Annotated in this window: 16 protein-coding genes; 8 read left to right on the top strand and 8 right to left on the bottom strand. The window is 64.5% G+C overall.

Annotated features, from left to right (window positions below; genetic code table 11):
* Nucleotides 1–71 precede the first annotated feature (71 nt).
* Together ACZY1I_RS31740 and ACZY1I_RS31735 are read left to right on the top strand one after the other, a co-directional pair.
* Nucleotides 72–800 carry an oxygenase MpaB family protein gene (locus ACZY1I_RS31740; RefSeq protein WP_463761588.1) on the top strand — a complete coding sequence of 243 codons (729 nt, stop codon included), beginning with the start codon at nucleotides 72–74 and terminating at the stop codon, nucleotides 798–800.
* Nucleotides 797–1,432, top strand: coding sequence for a TetR/AcrR family transcriptional regulator (locus ACZY1I_RS31735; RefSeq protein ID WP_463761586.1), 636 nt, complete (start codon nucleotides 797–799; stop codon nucleotides 1,430–1,432). The genes ACZY1I_RS31740 and ACZY1I_RS31735 overlap by 4 nt, the downstream gene beginning before the upstream one ends.
* A 16-nt stretch (nucleotides 1,433–1,448) precedes the next feature.
* Here ACZY1I_RS31735 and ACZY1I_RS31730 read toward each other — a convergent pair whose 3' ends face one another.
* Both ACZY1I_RS31730 and sigI read right to left on the bottom strand, forming a co-directional pair.
* A complete protein-coding gene (locus ACZY1I_RS31730; RefSeq protein WP_463761585.1) occupies nucleotides 1,449–2,444 on the bottom strand; it encodes an SMP-30/gluconolactonase/LRE family protein in 996 nt (331 codons plus the stop codon).
* 9 nt (nucleotides 2,445–2,453) lie between these two features.
* Complete coding sequence (gene sigI, locus ACZY1I_RS31725) at nucleotides 2,454–3,329, bottom strand: RNA polymerase sigma factor SigI (protein WP_463761584.1); 876 nt, start codon at nucleotides 3,327–3,329, stop codon at nucleotides 2,454–2,456.
* Nucleotides 3,330–3,448: 119 nt separating this feature from the next.
* Between sigI and ACZY1I_RS31720 the strand changes: the two genes are divergently transcribed.
* Both ACZY1I_RS31720 and ACZY1I_RS31715 read left to right on the top strand, forming a co-directional pair.
* A complete protein-coding gene (locus ACZY1I_RS31720) occupies nucleotides 3,449–4,300 on the top strand; it encodes an NmrA family NAD(P)-binding protein (protein WP_463761583.1) in 852 nt (283 codons plus the stop codon).
* Nucleotides 4,293–4,754, top strand: a complete 462-nt coding sequence (locus tag ACZY1I_RS31715; protein WP_463761581.1) for a nitroreductase family deazaflavin-dependent oxidoreductase — start codon at nucleotides 4,293–4,295, stop codon at nucleotides 4,752–4,754. Before ACZY1I_RS31720 ends, ACZY1I_RS31715 begins: the two co-directional genes overlap by 8 nt.
* A 6-nt stretch (nucleotides 4,755–4,760) precedes the next feature.
* On the opposite strand, the gene ACZY1I_RS31710 is transcribed toward ACZY1I_RS31715, so the two are convergent.
* From ACZY1I_RS31710 to ACZY1I_RS31700, 3 genes are all read right to left on the bottom strand, one after another.
* Nucleotides 4,761–5,405, bottom strand: a complete 645-nt coding sequence (locus ACZY1I_RS31710; protein WP_463761580.1) for an alpha/beta hydrolase — start codon at nucleotides 5,403–5,405, stop codon at nucleotides 4,761–4,763.
* Nucleotides 5,406–5,411: 6 nt separating this feature from the next.
* The gene (locus ACZY1I_RS31705; RefSeq protein ID WP_463761614.1) at nucleotides 5,412–5,840 is read right to left on the bottom strand and encodes a DinB family protein; all 429 of its coding nucleotides are present in this window, start codon (nucleotides 5,838–5,840) and stop codon (nucleotides 5,412–5,414) included.
* 106 nt (nucleotides 5,841–5,946) lie between these two features.
* The gene (locus tag ACZY1I_RS31700) at nucleotides 5,947–6,528 is read right to left on the bottom strand and encodes a dihydrofolate reductase family protein (protein WP_463761579.1); all 582 of its coding nucleotides are present in this window, start codon (nucleotides 6,526–6,528) and stop codon (nucleotides 5,947–5,949) included.
* 315 nt (nucleotides 6,529–6,843) lie between these two features.
* Here ACZY1I_RS31700 and ACZY1I_RS31695 point away from each other — a divergent pair, with 315 nt between their 5' ends.
* Entirely contained in the window at nucleotides 6,844–7,413 is a 570-nt protein-coding gene (locus ACZY1I_RS31695; protein ID WP_463761577.1) for a DUF2510 domain-containing protein, read from the top strand.
* A gap of 71 nt (nucleotides 7,414–7,484) precedes the next feature.
* Here ACZY1I_RS31695 and ACZY1I_RS31690 read toward each other — a convergent pair whose 3' ends face one another.
* Nucleotides 7,485–8,336, bottom strand: a complete 852-nt coding sequence (locus ACZY1I_RS31690) for an alpha/beta fold hydrolase (protein WP_463761575.1) — start codon at nucleotides 8,334–8,336, stop codon at nucleotides 7,485–7,487.
* Between the two features lie 246 nt (nucleotides 8,337–8,582).
* Here ACZY1I_RS31690 and ACZY1I_RS31685 point away from each other — a divergent pair, with 246 nt between their 5' ends.
* On the top strand, nucleotides 8,583–8,876 hold the full coding sequence (locus ACZY1I_RS31685) for a hypothetical protein (protein ID WP_463761573.1): 294 nt from the start codon (nucleotides 8,583–8,585) through the stop codon (nucleotides 8,874–8,876).
* On the opposite strand, the gene ACZY1I_RS31680 is transcribed toward ACZY1I_RS31685, so the two are convergent.
* Complete coding sequence (locus tag ACZY1I_RS31680; RefSeq protein ID WP_463761571.1) at nucleotides 8,873–9,901, bottom strand: helix-turn-helix transcriptional regulator; 1,029 nt, start codon at nucleotides 9,899–9,901, stop codon at nucleotides 8,873–8,875. The genes ACZY1I_RS31685 and ACZY1I_RS31680 overlap by 4 nt on opposite strands.
* Before the next feature lie 71 nt (nucleotides 9,902–9,972).
* Between ACZY1I_RS31680 and ACZY1I_RS31675 the strand changes: the two genes are divergently transcribed.
* Nucleotides 9,973–12,189: a fatty acid desaturase gene (locus ACZY1I_RS31675; RefSeq protein WP_463761569.1), complete on the top strand. Its 2,217-nt coding sequence runs from the start codon at nucleotides 9,973–9,975 to the stop codon at nucleotides 12,187–12,189.
* Between the two features lie 137 nt (nucleotides 12,190–12,326).
* Nucleotides 12,327–13,424, top strand: coding sequence for a coiled-coil domain-containing protein (locus ACZY1I_RS31670; RefSeq protein WP_463761613.1), 1,098 nt, complete (start codon nucleotides 12,327–12,329; stop codon nucleotides 13,422–13,424).
* 34 nt (nucleotides 13,425–13,458) lie between these two features.
* Here the strand turns inward: ACZY1I_RS31670 and ACZY1I_RS31665 are convergent, their stop codons facing one another.
* Entirely contained in the window at nucleotides 13,459–14,361 is a 903-nt protein-coding gene (locus ACZY1I_RS31665) for a bestrophin family protein (RefSeq protein ID WP_463761568.1), read from the bottom strand.
* Between the last annotated feature and the right edge of the window lie 210 nt (nucleotides 14,362–14,571).

Raw genomic sequence — 14,571 nt, 5'->3', positions numbered from 1 at the left:
CCCAGACAGCGTGTCCTGGCGGGTGAATGCCGACCTGGCGGCGGTGGCACAGGCGGGCTACCGCGGCGATTGTGCTCGAGATTTTGCACCCGTCGGTCATCGCCGGTGTGCAGGACATGTCCTCATACCGCCAAGACCCCTTCCAACGCGCCCGCGCCACCTTGGGCTACGTGCTGGCCACCACCTTCGGCAATACGGCAGCGGCTACCCGAATCATCGAGCACGTCAGACACATTCACTCGTTCGTCAACGGCACCCGACCGGACGGCGTGGCCTACCGGGCACTCGATCCCGAGCTGATCGCGTGGGTGCACACCGCAATTCCCTGGATGATCCTGCGCACTTATGAGCGCACAAACCGTCGGCTCAGTACGGCGGAAAAGGATGCCTACCTCGCCGAGCAAGCCGTCATCGGCAGGATGGGCGGCGCCGAGTGGGTACCGACCAGCACGGCCGAACTCGACGAGTACGTCGCCACAATGCGACCCAAACTGGCAGTCAACGGCCAGACCAGGGAATTCATCGACTTCCTGTTATCCGCGCCGTTCGGGCCAAGCCTGCCGCCGGCGGCAGATGCCGCGCTGCACCGCTTCGCCCTCCACGCGGGTATGAGTGCCGCGCCGCGGTGGGCGCGCGAGCTGACCGGGTTCGACCGCCCGTCACCAGTGGTGAGCGCCATGATCGGTCCCTATCTTCAACTCGACGCGCGAATGTTGCGCTGGGCGTTCGGAACTCCGCGCTATGTGGAGTTGGCCCGGGCGCGGGCAAGCGGCGCAATGCAACTGCAGGCGGCCAGGTGACCGACGGCGCGTTGCTCAAAGTGCTAGGTGCCGCCACCAGCGGCGCGGCCGACCTCGACGGCGCCGACCGGACCAGCCAACGGATCCTGGACGCCGCACTGCAGGAGGCGTCAACCGTTGGGCTGCAACGGTTGACGGTGGAAGACGTGGTGCGCCGGGCCAAAGTGGCCCGGATGACCGTCTATCGGCGGTACCCCCGCCGTGACGATCTCGTCGAAGCGCTGGTGCGACGGGAGACGCAGCGCTTCCTGGCCGCGGTGGCCGATGGGATCGACACCTCGGCGGACCCGCACGATGGTGTCGTCGAGGCATTCATCGCGGCGGTGCGCTTCGCCCGGACACATCCGATGCTGCGACGGGCGGCCCACGCCGAGTCCGCACTTTCCCCCGCCGACAATGCCGAATTACTCGACATGGGAGCGGCGTTCATCGCCAGGCACATTCACGGCGATGCGCCGGGCACGCCCAATCAGCCCGCGCGGTGGGTGGCCGACGTTTTCGCGCGACTCTTCATGACCTACCTGGCCACGCCGCCGACAGATCCCGACTTCGGCGACGACATCGAGCTTCGACGCTTCGCCCACGACGTGCTGACACCGATGGTTGAGCGCGCGGTATCGGCCACCCCGTGAGTGGCCGGCGGTGTTCCTACAGGTCGAGATAACTCAGCGCAGCCGCGCCGATGCATCCCATCCACAGCCGCCCGCCGGTTTCGACCACGCCGGTGACGAGGCCGAAACTCGGATGGGTGGTGCGTAGTTGGGTGACGACGTGACCGTCGTCGGGGTCGAACGCGACAGCCCATACGGTCGGTTTCGGATCGGGCATCCAGCGATAAGGCAGCTGCCAGAGCAGCTTTCGCAGGATCGGCGCGCGCGGACTGAACCACTCGCTGAGCCGGTTACGGTCGGATGCCATGGCAACCCAGATCCGGCCGTCGCTTCCGGTCGCGATGTTGTCGGGGTAGCCAGGTAGCTCGGTGACCAACGGAGTGATCGAACCGGCCCGCTCTCCGGTGAGCCAGTACTTCGACACCCGGCAGCCCGTGGTCTCGGCGAACACGACCGCCGACTCGTCGGCCGTGAGCGTGACGCCGTTGGCGAAATGCAGACCGGCAGCAAGGACGTCGACCTCGCCGTCGGCACCGCGGCGAAATAGTGCGCCGGTGCCGCGGGCCTCGATCACCGCTCCCTTGTAGAACTCATAGTGGAAAGCATCTGTGGATTCGGTGAAATATATTGTGCCATTGGATGCTTCGACGACGTTGGAGCAGAACGTTAAAGGTCGTCCGGCTACGTCAGCCACCAGGGTCTCGAATTCTCCGGATACCGGGTCATACCTGAGTAGCCCGCGGTGGCTGTCGCAGATCAGCAGTCGGCCGTCGCGTGAAACTGCCAGGCCCAATGGACGCCCGCCGGTGTCGGCCATCACCCGAGCATCGGTGCCGTCGGCGCCAACACGGATGATTCGTCCGTCGTCGACGCCGGCCCAGATGTTGCCCTCGGCGTCCACGACGACGTCCTCGGGGGCGTAACCGGGCACCCCTACGACCACGACGCCGGTCGTGCGGTCCGGTTCCGGCAGCGGTTGCGACAGCGGCGGCTGCCACCGAACAGGACGAATAGCCGGCTTGTTCGTAGTCACAGCGGGATATTAGCCCCGGGCTGCCGGGTCGGCCGTCGCCTCGATCTTGGTGACGCAGCCGTCGCGAATTGTCAGCACGATGACCGCGAAGAGGCGCCGTTGCGCGAACGCGAGCAGCACAGGTTGACCGACGGGACCACTGACCAGCGTCGCCTCCGGCCCCACGTAACGCAGCAGGTTGGTGGCAACAGGGAGTGGCCCGTAGTTGATCTGCGGAGGCGGCGCGGGATCTGTGAGGACAGTGCCGACTCCCCATACCGAAGGATCCAGAACCGCCGCCAACCCCGCGATGTCGCCATTCGCGCACGCGGTGATGAACTTTTCGGTGACGAGCTGATGCTCAACCGGGGCGACATGGGCGGGTTTCGGCTGAGCGTCGGTGAACTTGGCGCGTGCGCGCCGAGCCAGCTGACGACAGGTGCCGACCGGCCGGCCCACGGTCTCGGCAATGGTGTCGAAGGGAACCCCGAACACATCGTGCAGGACGAAGGCCACCCGCTCACCAGGGCTGAGCCGGCGCAGCACCTCTAGTAGTGCGGTTCGGATCTCATCGTCGAGAGTGACCCGGTCGGCCGGGTCCAGCAGGCGCTTCTCGACTCGGCCGATGTCTACGCCCGGCTGGTCGGGATCGCCGGGGCGTTCGTACCGGGCTCGCGCTGAACGCACATGGTCGAGGCACAGCCGACTGGTGACGACGGTCAGCCAACCGCGGACATCTTCGATCTCGTTGGGATCCGCTCTGGAAAGCCGCAGAAACACTTCTTGCGCAACATCTTCGGCGTCACCGACATCGCCGATGATCTGGTATCCGAGGTTCACCAGGTAGGCACGGTGCTGACGCCAGGCCTGGGCGACCTGGTCACTGGGTGACGACGCTGGCTGCATAAGTCGTAGACGAATCGGTGGCCGGAAAAGTTACGGATGCCGACTGTAACTTTCCCATCCGGTTGCCCGTCCTATCTTCAGACCGCTCTTCAGACCGTCCTCGAAAGGACTCAACCACGATGATTGTCGTAACCGGAGCTACCGGCAATGTTGGCCGGCCGCTCGTCGCCGCACTCGCGTCCGCGGGTGCTCGAGTGCGGGCCGTCACCCGCTCACCGAACACCACGCGGGTGCCCGCGGGTGTCGAAATGGTCGGCTCGGTAGCCGAAGCACTACCGGGGGCTTCGGCGATGTTTCTGAATTCTCGTGCGCTGGGCGACGACCTGGCGGCGGCCGTCACGGACGCCGTCGCGGCCGGAGTCACGAAACTGGTTGCGCTGTCAGCGATCAACGCCGACGACGACTTTGCGCGTCAACCGTCGCGCTTTCGCGGAGATCGCAATAAGGAAGCCGAGCAGGTTGCAGTCGATTCCGGTGTGGCATGGGTGAGCCTGCGCCCGTCGGTGTTCGCGTCGAATTTCGCCGGCATGTGGTCGGCGCAGATCCGCAGCGGTGACGTCGTCGCGGGTCCCTATGCCGCGGCATCCGTATCACCGATTGCCGACGGCGATGTCGCCGCAGTCGCGGCGCGGGCGCTGCTCACCGACGACCTGGTCAGCCAGAAGATCCCGATGACAGGCCCGCAGGCGCTTACCAACGCCGAGTTGGTCGAGGTCATTGGATCGGTCCTGCACCGTCGGTTGCGGTACCTCGAGATTCCGCCGGATGTGGTTCGGCAGCGGTTCGTCGGCTTGGGGTTCCCGGCCGAGTTCGGCGGGGCCTATGTCGCGATGCTCGCTCAGACCCTCGACAAGCCGGCGCTGGTCACCCACGAGGTGGAGAAGATCCTGGGCCGCCCACCCCGCACGTTCGCGGATTGGGTGTCCGAAAATTCCGGCCTGTTCGCTCGCGAAGGAGTTTCGAATGTCTGAAATCTTGAAGCCGCCGCGCTTTCTGAAGCCGATGAACAAGGTGATGATGGCGGTGCAGAAGCTCGGCATACCGACCGGCCCGGCCATGGTGCTGACCGTGCCCGGCCGAAAGTCTGGTCGTCCGCGCAGTACCCCGATGACGCCGTTCGACTTTCAGGGTGGCCTCCATGTGGTGGCGGGATATCCCGGCGCAGACTGGGCCGCCAACGCTCGGGCGGCACGCACCGGCACGCTGACGCGTGGACGACATTCCCGTCAGGTGCGGATCGTGGAACTCAACACGGACGAAGCCCGCCCGGTGCTTCGAGCCTTTTCCGTCCAGGTTCCGGTCGGCGTTGCCTTCGCCAAACGATCAGGGTTGGTGCGCGACGGAAGTGCCGATGAATTCGAAGCTTTGGCGGGACGGCTCGCCGTCTTCCGGTTCGAATCGATTGATGCACCGCGCGCGCCATAGGGGAGGTCAGCCACCGAACGCCCACGTCACCATCAAGGGGAGTTCTTCCTGCCAGAACGCGCCGCCGTGGGATCCGATTCGCTCTTTCATCACCACGTCTGCGCCTGCCTCGTTGAGCGCCGCCGCCCACCGCGTCGCGTTGCGCAGGAAGAACGGCTCCTGCGTGCCGGCAACGAGGTAGGTGCGGGGGAGTCGGTGCGGCATTACTGCGGGTGGCTGGTAGCCGGCCCCCGGCGAGGCGCACAAGACCGCGCCGTAAACGTCTGGATGGCGAAGCCCAACGGCGAGCGCCAGCTCTGCACTTGCCGAGACTCCGAACACAGCGGTTCGCACGGCAGGTAGTGCTACGCCGAATCGCGACGCTGTCCACTGGCGGACGTCGTCGACGAAAAACCTTTCGTGCGAGGCGAATCGTTCCGGGTCAAAGCCTGGTGAGTACTCGTGAAGCCGAAGCGTTTCATCGTCGAGTCGGTGAACGCCGACGATCATCGTCGGGGGTACGTCGGTCGTTTCGAGCAGCGCGCCCCAGCGCGAGATCAACTGGCCGTCGCCGGCGAACAAAACCGCCGCTGGCGGATCCGGGGGAACATACACGGTGACCCGACGTCCGCCGTCGTAATCGAAAGTCTCGGTGACCAAATCGCCGGTCATTCGCAATCAGACCTGATCGCGAATATCGAGGAGGTGGTGCTGCACCTCATGCATCGTGTGCACGGCGACCCATTGCAACGACCGTTCGCGAGTCTCCGGATAGTTGTAGATGACTGTGCGATTCCAGTCCTCGGCACCCAGCCGGGCCAGGACATTGCCGAAAAGCTTTGCGGCGTCGGCAAGCTGGCGAGCCACATCTTCGGGCTCCTGCTCGGCATAGCCGTCGTGCTCGACCCGCTCCTCGCGTCCCAATGGGGCAGAGTCCGGCCGAGTTGTGCGGCGGGCCGCAAGCACCCGCTCGCGCTGCGCCAGCAGCACGTCCCGAAGATGGCAGCCATACTCCAACGGCGACCACACACTGGGTTGCCGTCGGGATCGCAGGTCCGCGTCGGGATCGCGCAGGATTGCCGCGATCTCGGCTATCCGTTCCCGGATACTGCGCTCGACGATCCCTGCCTGATCGAGGTCGTAAACGAAATCGCAGCCCGCACATCGATATGCCACCCCACCATTGTCATAGAAACAGTCGCAAGAGCTGCACTCAGATATGCAGGGTGGGCCGGTAGATGAGCTCTTGGATATTGCCGTCGAGGGTTCGGCTCTCGATCCACTCCAGGTCGAAGTCGGCCGCGCCCTTGAAGATCGGGTCATCACCGGTCTGGCCGGTGATCACCGGGAAGAGCGTCACCTGGACACGGTCGACCAGGCCGGCGGCCATCAGTGCCCGGTTCATCGAAAGGCTGCCGTGCGAGCGCAACGGCACGTCGGACTCGTCCTTGAGTCGGGCGACCACGTCGACGGCGTCGCCGCCCGCGATCGTCGCGTCCGGCCAGTCAAGAGGCCCGGTCAGGGTGGTCGACACCACCGTCGCCGGCAAGTGCCTCATCCGGGTGACCCAGGGGTCGTGCACGTCGGACTCATCGGTGCTCTCCGACAGCATCTGCGCGAATAACCGATAGGTGTTGGCGCCGAGAACGATTCGCTGCTCCCCGCTATAGAGAGCAAGACGACGGTCGAGCAGTTCGGGGCCCTGCTTGCCCCAGTAACCGCCCCAGTCACCGCCGTTGACGCCGCCGAAGCCGTCGAGGCTGGAGAAGACGTCGAAGGTGTACGTAGCGGTCATGGTGCTCCTCTTCTGCGCGGTCGATGTTCTTACAGATACAGACTGGGGTCGATGGCGAAACTCACCGCCCGAGCTCTGCCGGCCGCCCTGCAATCGACCGGTACTGCGCCCTTCGCGCAACGCCGATGACCCGGGCCTGCGCCGAGAGCCAACACCGCACCGACACCTGAGCACACCGTGCCCGCGCCACGCAGTTGCTCATCGATGAGGATTGCGGGCTTGGCCAGTGGCCGCCCGCCCCGAAATCGGCCATCCCGAAAAAGTACGCGGTCGATTCGGTTGTGCAGGGGGCCTGAACGCTAGACACTGAGCCACGTGGACCAGCCACTCCCGCCACCAGGTTGGTACGTGGATCCGTCCGGTGCGCCGGGCCGGCGTTACTGGGATGGTCGGCAGTGGACGCAACACTACTTCGCGGAGATATCGCTCTGCCCTGCTTGCCGTTCGGGTCAGCGCATTCCCATCATCTACGGCGAGCCGACCCATGCCCACATGGTGCTGGTGTCCGAGGGCAAGGCCGCAGCGGGCGGAGCGATGCGGCGGCTATTGACCGGGCAGGCGCCGCAATGGCAGTGCTCATCATGCGGCTTCCGTTGGCGCGCAGACATGTTCACCGGCGGCCAGGGCGACAGCGTCCAAACAGCGGTCGTGATCAACGGCGCTGTCTGCACCGCGATCGGTATCCGAGCTGAGAAGCAATACCTCACCGAACGCTTTGGTCTCGACCGACGGATCGCAGGCGACACGAACGGCTGGCAGCAGATCGGCCAGGCGACAATAAATTCCGGCGGACGTCGATACGACTCGATCACCATCAGGTTCGCCGACGAGAGCGAGCAGACGATCGTCTTCGACATCACCGAGTTTTTCGGTATCGCTCCTTGATCGCTGCGTCAGGCTCGGCGAAGGACCGGATATACCGTTTCGAAGCAACAGGGGATCGCGCCAGGCCAGGTCTACGCCTGCTGCGGTGTCTCCGTGGCGATGAACTTCTCCAGAATGTCCACCACTGCCGTAGGCGCCTCGACGTGGGGGAAGTGTCCAACGCCCTCGAGCACCTCGAGTTGACTCCCCGCCAGCGCATCGTGGGCGGCGTAAGCGTGCGAGACCGGAATGATCTTGTCGTGATCGCCCCAGATCAGCAGGGTGGGAAGGTCGGCCGTGAGATGCAGCTTGTTCAGCGCACTGACGGCCTGGCCGCGGTGGTCCACCACCGAGCGCAATGTCCGCAAGAACGCGTGGCGCGTCGCTGAATCCGAGAGCGACGAGTACGCCTGCCACATCTGGCCGGCGCGAGGCGCCTGGATGCCGGCTGAGGTCAGCTGCGAACCCACCTTGTTGCCCAGGTTCAGCACCCATTGCGGGGCCACGACCGGAAGCACAAACTCGACGCCGGGCGCCGACAGAATCCGCAACATTGGACTGAGGTCGGGGCCGAGTCCACCGCTGCCGATGAGCACCAGCCGCTCGCAGTAGTCCCGGTGTTGGTAGGCGAACTGCATGGCGATACCGCCACCAAGGGACTGCCCGATCACCGTTGCCCGGTCGATGCCGAGTTGGTCGAGGAGGTCGCGCAGCCACACCGCGAAAGCGCCCAGCGAGTAGTCCCCCCGCGGTTTCGCGGATTTGCCATGGCCGAGCAGGTCGGGCGCGATGACCCGATAATTCTTGGCCAGCTGCGGAGTGATCGCTTCCCAGGTGGCCGAACTACCAGCCATCCCGTGAATCAGCAGCAGGGCCGGGCCCTGACCGGCATCTTGGTAGGCGATGCGGTCTCCGTGCAGTTCGAGATAGTTCAACTCGGTCATGTCTCATCCAGTCTCGGCCGATGGGCACCTCATCAGACGGAGGCGCTATCGGAGCCGCGCTTCGGCAACATCAAGAACTGTGCCCATTACTGTCGATACTTAACCTACGCTCCCGTAGGTTACCTACGGGTAATACTGTGGCTGGTCTCACTGACGCGAGCTTGTGCCGTAACTCGTCCAGCGGGCAGTTGCCGTTCCAGACGTCGGCATACTGGGCCGCAGGGGGAGGCGCAATACCATCTTTTGATGAGCGGACCGGCGGCCACTGAAGACGGGCACCACATCATCATCAACGGCCGCCGGTGGCGAGCGACCGACCCGGCAATACCCGAGGAGCGTCGGACCGAGCTCGTCGGGATATTGATGGCGTGGCGCCGGGAGGTGCGCCGCACCAAGGGAACTCCGCAGGAGCCGGAGGCCCGGGCAGGTGTGCACGCCACCAAAGTTGCCCTGGGGGAACGCGGCTCGCCGCCGTGGTGGGAGCAGACCGACGAGCAACGCCGCAGTCGTTGGCAGGCCAAGGTATCCGAGCCGAGCTAGCGCGTGCCTCTCGACTGGCGAAAGTAGCTGGGCGCCATGGCTTCCCAACGCTTGAACGCGTGGGTGAAGTTCGCGGTCTCGGCGTATCCCAGGCGCTCTGCCACCTCCGCTACGGAGAAGTCTTGTTCCAGAAGCTCGATCGCCAGCTTTCGTCGGACGTCGTCGAGCAGGCTACGAAATGTCGTGCCCTCGCTTACCAGCCGACGGCGCAGCGTTCTCGCATCGACATGCAGTTCCTGTGCGACGGTCTGCATCGACGGCAGTTCGCCGGGCTTGTGAAGCAGCCGGCTGCGTACCTGTCCCGCCACTCCAACGCGAGATAGCCTGCGCTCGAGCAATTCCCGGCACTGCCGCTCGATCCGGCGCGCAGTGTTGGCATCCGCCAACGGCAATGGCTGTTCCACGATGGCGCGCGGTACAGCCAGTCGATTTCTGCGTTGATCGGGATGCACATCACGCAGCGGAAGCTGCCAGAGTTCCGCGAGCTTGGCGGCGCGCCCGACGTCGAGCGTCGTGTCGACCCACAGTGGCATCAGGTTGAGGTGCGCACCGTGCACCGCGGCCAGAATGCCGGCGAGGTCTCGCTCGACGATGAAAGCCCTTACATCCGTAGGCAGTTCGCTATCGTCGGCGACGAGATATGCGTACTCATCGTCAGTCTCCATCGAAATTCGCAGGTGCGTCGGCGAGAGCGCCAGGAACGGCAAGGCCAACTCCACGCCTTCCCACACGGTGGCGCTGGCCAACACCAAGAACCCGATCAGCCCGGCGCGGCCCATCGTGGCGTGCAACCCGACCTCGATGCCAACGCCCGGTCTGTCTCCAAGCCCGGCTATGAGATTGCGGATGACATCAAACTCCTGATGCGCCCAGATCTCGGCGTCCTCGTGGTCCAGGGCGGCCTCGACCACGCCGCTCCCCGTGAGGCACCCTTCGGCCGTCATACCGTGCGCGATTCCGCCCTGGAGCATGATCCGAACGCCCTCGGTGCCGCGAGGCACCGCCCAGACCGGAGCCACGTCCATTGTCCGAAAATACCAAATCAGCGTCCCGTAGGAACATTCAGTCAGTCCGCAATCCCACCTAACGTGACAGCATGACGAACGCTATCGCCGCCGTTTCCGAGCAGACCCTCGCCGACGAACTCCAGGATTTGTATCGACGGACGAAGGCATTGGTCGGCGACGATGACCTCGCGCACATCCGCAATGTGACCGCCTACGGAAAGGCGATCGACAGACGTCGGGCCGAACTTTTGCAAGACGGCAGCCCGAAGGCGGTCGGCCGCGCAGTCGTCCTCGAGATGCTGTATCGACTGCTTCAGTTCTCTGAGCTCGGCCACAACATCATTCACGGAAGCTACGACCACCTGCCCAACTGCGGCGAATACCACTCCGATCGCTACGAATGGGACTTCAACGTTGATATTCGCCAGTGGAAGGTGATGCACCACGAGGGCCATCACCCGCACACCAACATCGCCGGCCGCGATCACGACCTTGGCTACAGCGTCGCCCGCGCCATGGCCGGTCAGGACTGGTTCGGCCATCACGTCTTGCAACTCGGGCTTATCGCCGGGCTCATCGTGACGGCGCCGCAGGCCGCACCGTTCGTGCTCGGTAACGTGACGCGGCACGTCAAGGGCGAACGGTTCTTCAGCCTCGACACGCTGCGCTCTCCGGTACGTGTCGCTGCCCGGGACGCCCTAGACCGGTACGTCCGCGAGCCGCTGGCGGCGGGCTCGAAATTCCTGCCAGCCTTGCTCGCCAGCTACCTCGGCGGGGTCGCGGGATATATGTCGGTATTTTTCCTCGTCGCCATCGAACATCACGCGGGCGAGCTGGAGATGTTTCCCGACCCAGGTCCGGACGAGACGACGGACCAGTACTTCGCACGTCAATTCCGCGCGACCAGAAACTTCGACCGCAGTCCAGAGCTCGACAAATTCTTGGAGCAGGTCCTGGTCGAGGAGGTGCCGTTCGAGAACCGGCCCGATTTCCGGATCTTCTACGGCGGCCTCGACACCCACATCGAGCACCACCTGTTCCCGGACCTTCCCCCCAACCGGCAGCGCGAAATTGCGCCCGAAGTGCGTGAAATCGCGGCACGACACGGCCTGCCTTATCACCAGACACCGCTGTTGCAAACGGTCCGTCTCTTCCTCAACGCGATGACCGGACTGTCACTCCCAACCGGCGAGCGTGAGTACGGCCAACTGCGACGCCTCCTCGTGCAACCGAGGTCGCTCGTTCGTCGCATAGCTTTCGGCGCCGCTTATAAGGAGCTCCCCGAGAGCCCGTACCTGGACAAGCCGCGGTTCTACAACGTGCCGGTCAAAGTGCTGTCGGCCGAGGCAATCGCACAGGGGCAGGCCCTGCGAGTGCGACTGCAAAAGCCACGCGGCTGGGATTACGTGCATTGGGATGCAGGTGCATTCGTCTCGCTACGGGTCGAGGTAGGCGACGAGGTCCTGGTCCGTCAGTACAGCCTCGTTCACGACAGCGACGGTTCTGATGCGATGGAGATCTGCATCAAGCGAGTTGTTGACGGGCGAGTCTCCAACCGGCTCAACGAAACCGTGCGCGCCGGCAAGCACGTGACGCTGGTGGGCGTGCCCAGCGCGACCGGTGGGCTCACCATGACGACCGTGCCGCGCAAGTCGCTGTTCATCGCCGGGGGCGTCGGAATCACTCCGATCATCAGCCAGCTCCGCAAGATGGCCCGCGAGGCTCCGGGTTCGGACGCAGTGCTGTTGTATTTCAACCGGGACGATCAGTCGATCATCTTCGAATCGGAACTGCGCGAACTCGCTGCTAGCGCAGATGTCCAGATCTACTTCTTCACCGACAAGCCGACGAATCGACCTGGAACCACACAAGGGCAGTTCTCCGAGATTCTCGTCAAGCGCTACGTGCGCGATGTTGCCGACCGCGAAGCGTACGTGTGTGCGCCGCCGGCGATGATCGAGCTTGCGGAACGTCACCTCGCCTGCCTCGGGCTGGATCCCGCGAAGTTCCACACGGAGTCGTTCACACCGCCGACGCTTGACCGGCCCGTCGACGATGGACACCGATACACGGTTCGGTTCCGGCGCAGCGAACGTTCGATTGAGATCGACAGCGCGACGACTCTGCTGGAAGCCGCGAGTCGCGCGGGCATCCGGGTACCGACCGGGTGCGAGCGCGGGCTCTGCCGCGCCTGCGTGACTCCGAAACTGAGCGGTACGACGCAGCTTGAAACCGATGGCCCACAGCTCGACCGCATCACCGTGTGCAACAGCCAGGCTCGGTCTGACGTCGAATTGGACCTCTAATCCGACGCAATCCACCCGCTTGGGCAGTTTCGCGAGTCGACTCGACTAGACATCGCCAACGCCAGTTCGTAACCTGTCCGAGACATACAACGCCGGGCCAAGATCGGTCCATCCAGCGAAGGATCGTGACAATCCGTATGGGACGGGCGCGCCATTCACTGCGGCGAACAGTGTGCGGCTCGGTTGCGGCGGTCGTCGTGCTGGCGACGTCCATGGGCGACGTGAAGGCGGACCCGGCGGCTGACGCGATGGCCAGGCTCAACGAATTGTCCAGTCAGGCGTTGAAGAGCCGTGAGGCGGTCACGGCCGCCCAGCGCGATGTCGACGCTCGACTGGCTGCCGAGACAGCGGCCGAAGCCCGCCACCGCACCGACCTGGTGGCACTCGAGGTCGCGAACGTCCAGCTTCAGCCCTATCAGGCCGCCGCCAACAGGGTGGCAGCGATGACTTATATGAGTGGCCATAGCGGTCAATTGGCGGCGGTGCTCGCTGCGGCCTCGCCACAGCAGCTGATCGACCAACTGTCGCTACAACGCATGGTTGCCGCTGAGACGGCCGATCAGATGAAGGCCTTCCAACTCGGGCGTACGCACGCGGCCGAAGCCGCTGCGGCCTCGGAGAGATCGGCTGCCGACGCTCGCGCCGCGGCCGAGCGGGCCGCCGCGGTGCGCGCAGAACTGCAGGCGAAATTGAGTGACCTGCTGCGCCAAATTGCAGCCGCGGAGGCGCAGTACGCAGCGTTGACACCGCAACAGCAAGCCCTGATCGACAACGCGGCCACACCTCCGCCGCCAATCGCAGTCGCCCCGGCAGACCCGGCGATAGCCGCGGCTCCCGGCGACCTTGGTTTATCCCTCGCAGCTGCAGGCGGGGATATCCCGGAGTCCTTGCCCGTCGGCGTCGCGAACGAGGCCGGGCTACAGGCCAACACCATCTTGGCCGCCCGGGCTATCAGCGCACGGTTTCCCCAGATTTCCGCCATCGACGGGGTCCGGCCGGACCCGAAGCCGTGGCATCCGAGCGGACTGGCGATCGACATCATGATCCCTAACCCCTCGAGCCCCGAGGGCATCGCGCTCGGAGACGAAATTCTCGCATTCGCGATGAGCAATGCGGGCCGGTTCGGGCTGCAGGATGTGATCTGGCGTGGCACGTACTACACGCCGGCGGGTCCGCAGGCGTCGGGTTACGGCCACTTCGATCACGTGCACATCACCACCACGCCGCGCGGCTGACCGCCGAGATCGACCGCCGGCCTTGGTAGGTGCGTTAGGACCCCTCGGGCAAGCCGTCGCGAGTTAGCTTCTCGATGCCCGCTTGGGCATAGATGTTTTGCTGAATCTTGTCGCAGAACTCCTCGAGAGGGAGGTCGTTCGCGTCATACCCGAAGGGGTCTTCGATCTCCACGCCGATTTCCTCGATGCCGAAAAATGTGTAAGCGATGACAAGGACGTCGACAATGGTCGTCCAGCCGAAGGTATCGACCATGGCGAAGGGGAGGGTAAAGCAATAAAGTACGAGCGCCCGGCGCAGGTGAACGGCGTAGGCAAAGGGCATCGGCGTATTGCGAATTCGTTCGCAGCTGCCGAGGTAGTCGACCAGGAGCTGAATGTTCTGGTCCATCGACGTGAGCATGATGTCTGAGGAGATCAGGCCGCGCTCACGCGCCTCCCGCAGGCAAGCGGACATGTTGCCGGCGACAGCGAGGGCGGGATGCTGGGCGTCGATCGCCTCCTGCGCCTCGGCGGGCGGAAGTTCGGTGATTGGCGGCCCGAGGCCGTCGGTACCGCGCAGCCTGTCCATGACCGCCCAGGGAAAGACGGCTGTCCATCGGGTGAGTCGGGCGACCAGCGCCGGATCCGCCGTTATGTATGTGCTGGCGCTCCGCACGAGGTTCCGTGTTTCATTTATGATCCCGCCCCAGAGTTTGCGTCCCTCCCAGAAACGGTCATAGCTGGAGCTGGTGCGGAAAACCAGAAGGAGACCGAGGGCGAGGCCCATTAATGTGTGCAGCTGGATTGGCATGCCGACCGGAGCGACATAATTGTGAAAGGCGACAACCGCTGCCGACCAAGCGCCGCATAGGGAGACTCGACCGCTTATCTCCCGGACCAGCGAGCCGCGGATGTCAAAAAAGTGGCTCAGCCATTTGTGCGCATCGTATTCAATCATGATCTATTTCGCCTAGTTGGGATAGACGCTCAGCAGGCGTGCGGGGGTTCTTCGTGACGGCTTCTACGGCAACGGCTACAGCACGCTCCACCTGCGGATCATGCCCCTGCCGCACCGCCGCCGGATCGTTTCAGATTTCGATGTCTGGCGCAACACCCTGGTTTTCCACGTCAAAGAGAAAGCACGAGCTGCGCGAGGCAAGACCTGCGC

This window comes from Mycobacterium sp. IDUB_37, from assembly GCF_055419245.1.
The sequence above is the reverse complement of the archived record's forward strand: the minus strand, read 5'-3'. Positions and strand labels throughout refer to the sequence as shown.

Excerpts from the sequence above, each read along its gene's own strand:
- ACZY1I_RS31665 (WP_463761568.1), bottom strand. The coding sequence starts at position 14,361 with ATGATTGAATACGATGCGCACAAATGGCTGAGCCACTTTTTTGACATC.
- ACZY1I_RS31700 (WP_463761579.1), bottom strand. The coding sequence starts at position 6,528 with ATGACCGCTACGTACACCTTCGACGTCTTCTCCAGCCTCGACGGCTTC.
- ACZY1I_RS31685 (WP_463761573.1), top strand. The coding sequence starts at position 8,583 with ATGAGCGGACCGGCGGCCACTGAAGACGGGCACCACATCATCATCAAC.
- ACZY1I_RS31715 (WP_463761581.1), top strand. The coding sequence starts at position 4,293 with ATGTCTGAAATCTTGAAGCCGCCGCGCTTTCTGAAGCCGATGAACAAG.
- ACZY1I_RS31680 (WP_463761571.1), bottom strand. The coding sequence starts at position 9,901 with ATGGACGTGGCTCCGGTCTGGGCGGTGCCTCGCGGCACCGAGGGCGTT.
- ACZY1I_RS31675 (WP_463761569.1), top strand. The coding sequence starts at position 9,973 with ATGACGAACGCTATCGCCGCCGTTTCCGAGCAGACCCTCGCCGACGAA.
- ACZY1I_RS31670 (WP_463761613.1), top strand. The coding sequence starts at position 12,327 with ATGGGACGGGCGCGCCATTCACTGCGGCGAACAGTGTGCGGCTCGGTT.
- ACZY1I_RS31720 (WP_463761583.1), top strand. The coding sequence starts at position 3,449 with ATGATTGTCGTAACCGGAGCTACCGGCAATGTTGGCCGGCCGCTCGTC.
- sigI (WP_463761584.1), bottom strand. The coding sequence starts at position 3,329 with ATGCAGCCAGCGTCGTCACCCAGTGACCAGGTCGCCCAGGCCTGGCGT.
- ACZY1I_RS31710 (WP_463761580.1), bottom strand. The coding sequence starts at position 5,405 with ATGACCGGCGATTTGGTCACCGAGACTTTCGATTACGACGGCGGACGT.
- ACZY1I_RS31690 (WP_463761575.1), bottom strand. The coding sequence starts at position 8,336 with ATGACCGAGTTGAACTATCTCGAACTGCACGGAGACCGCATCGCCTAC.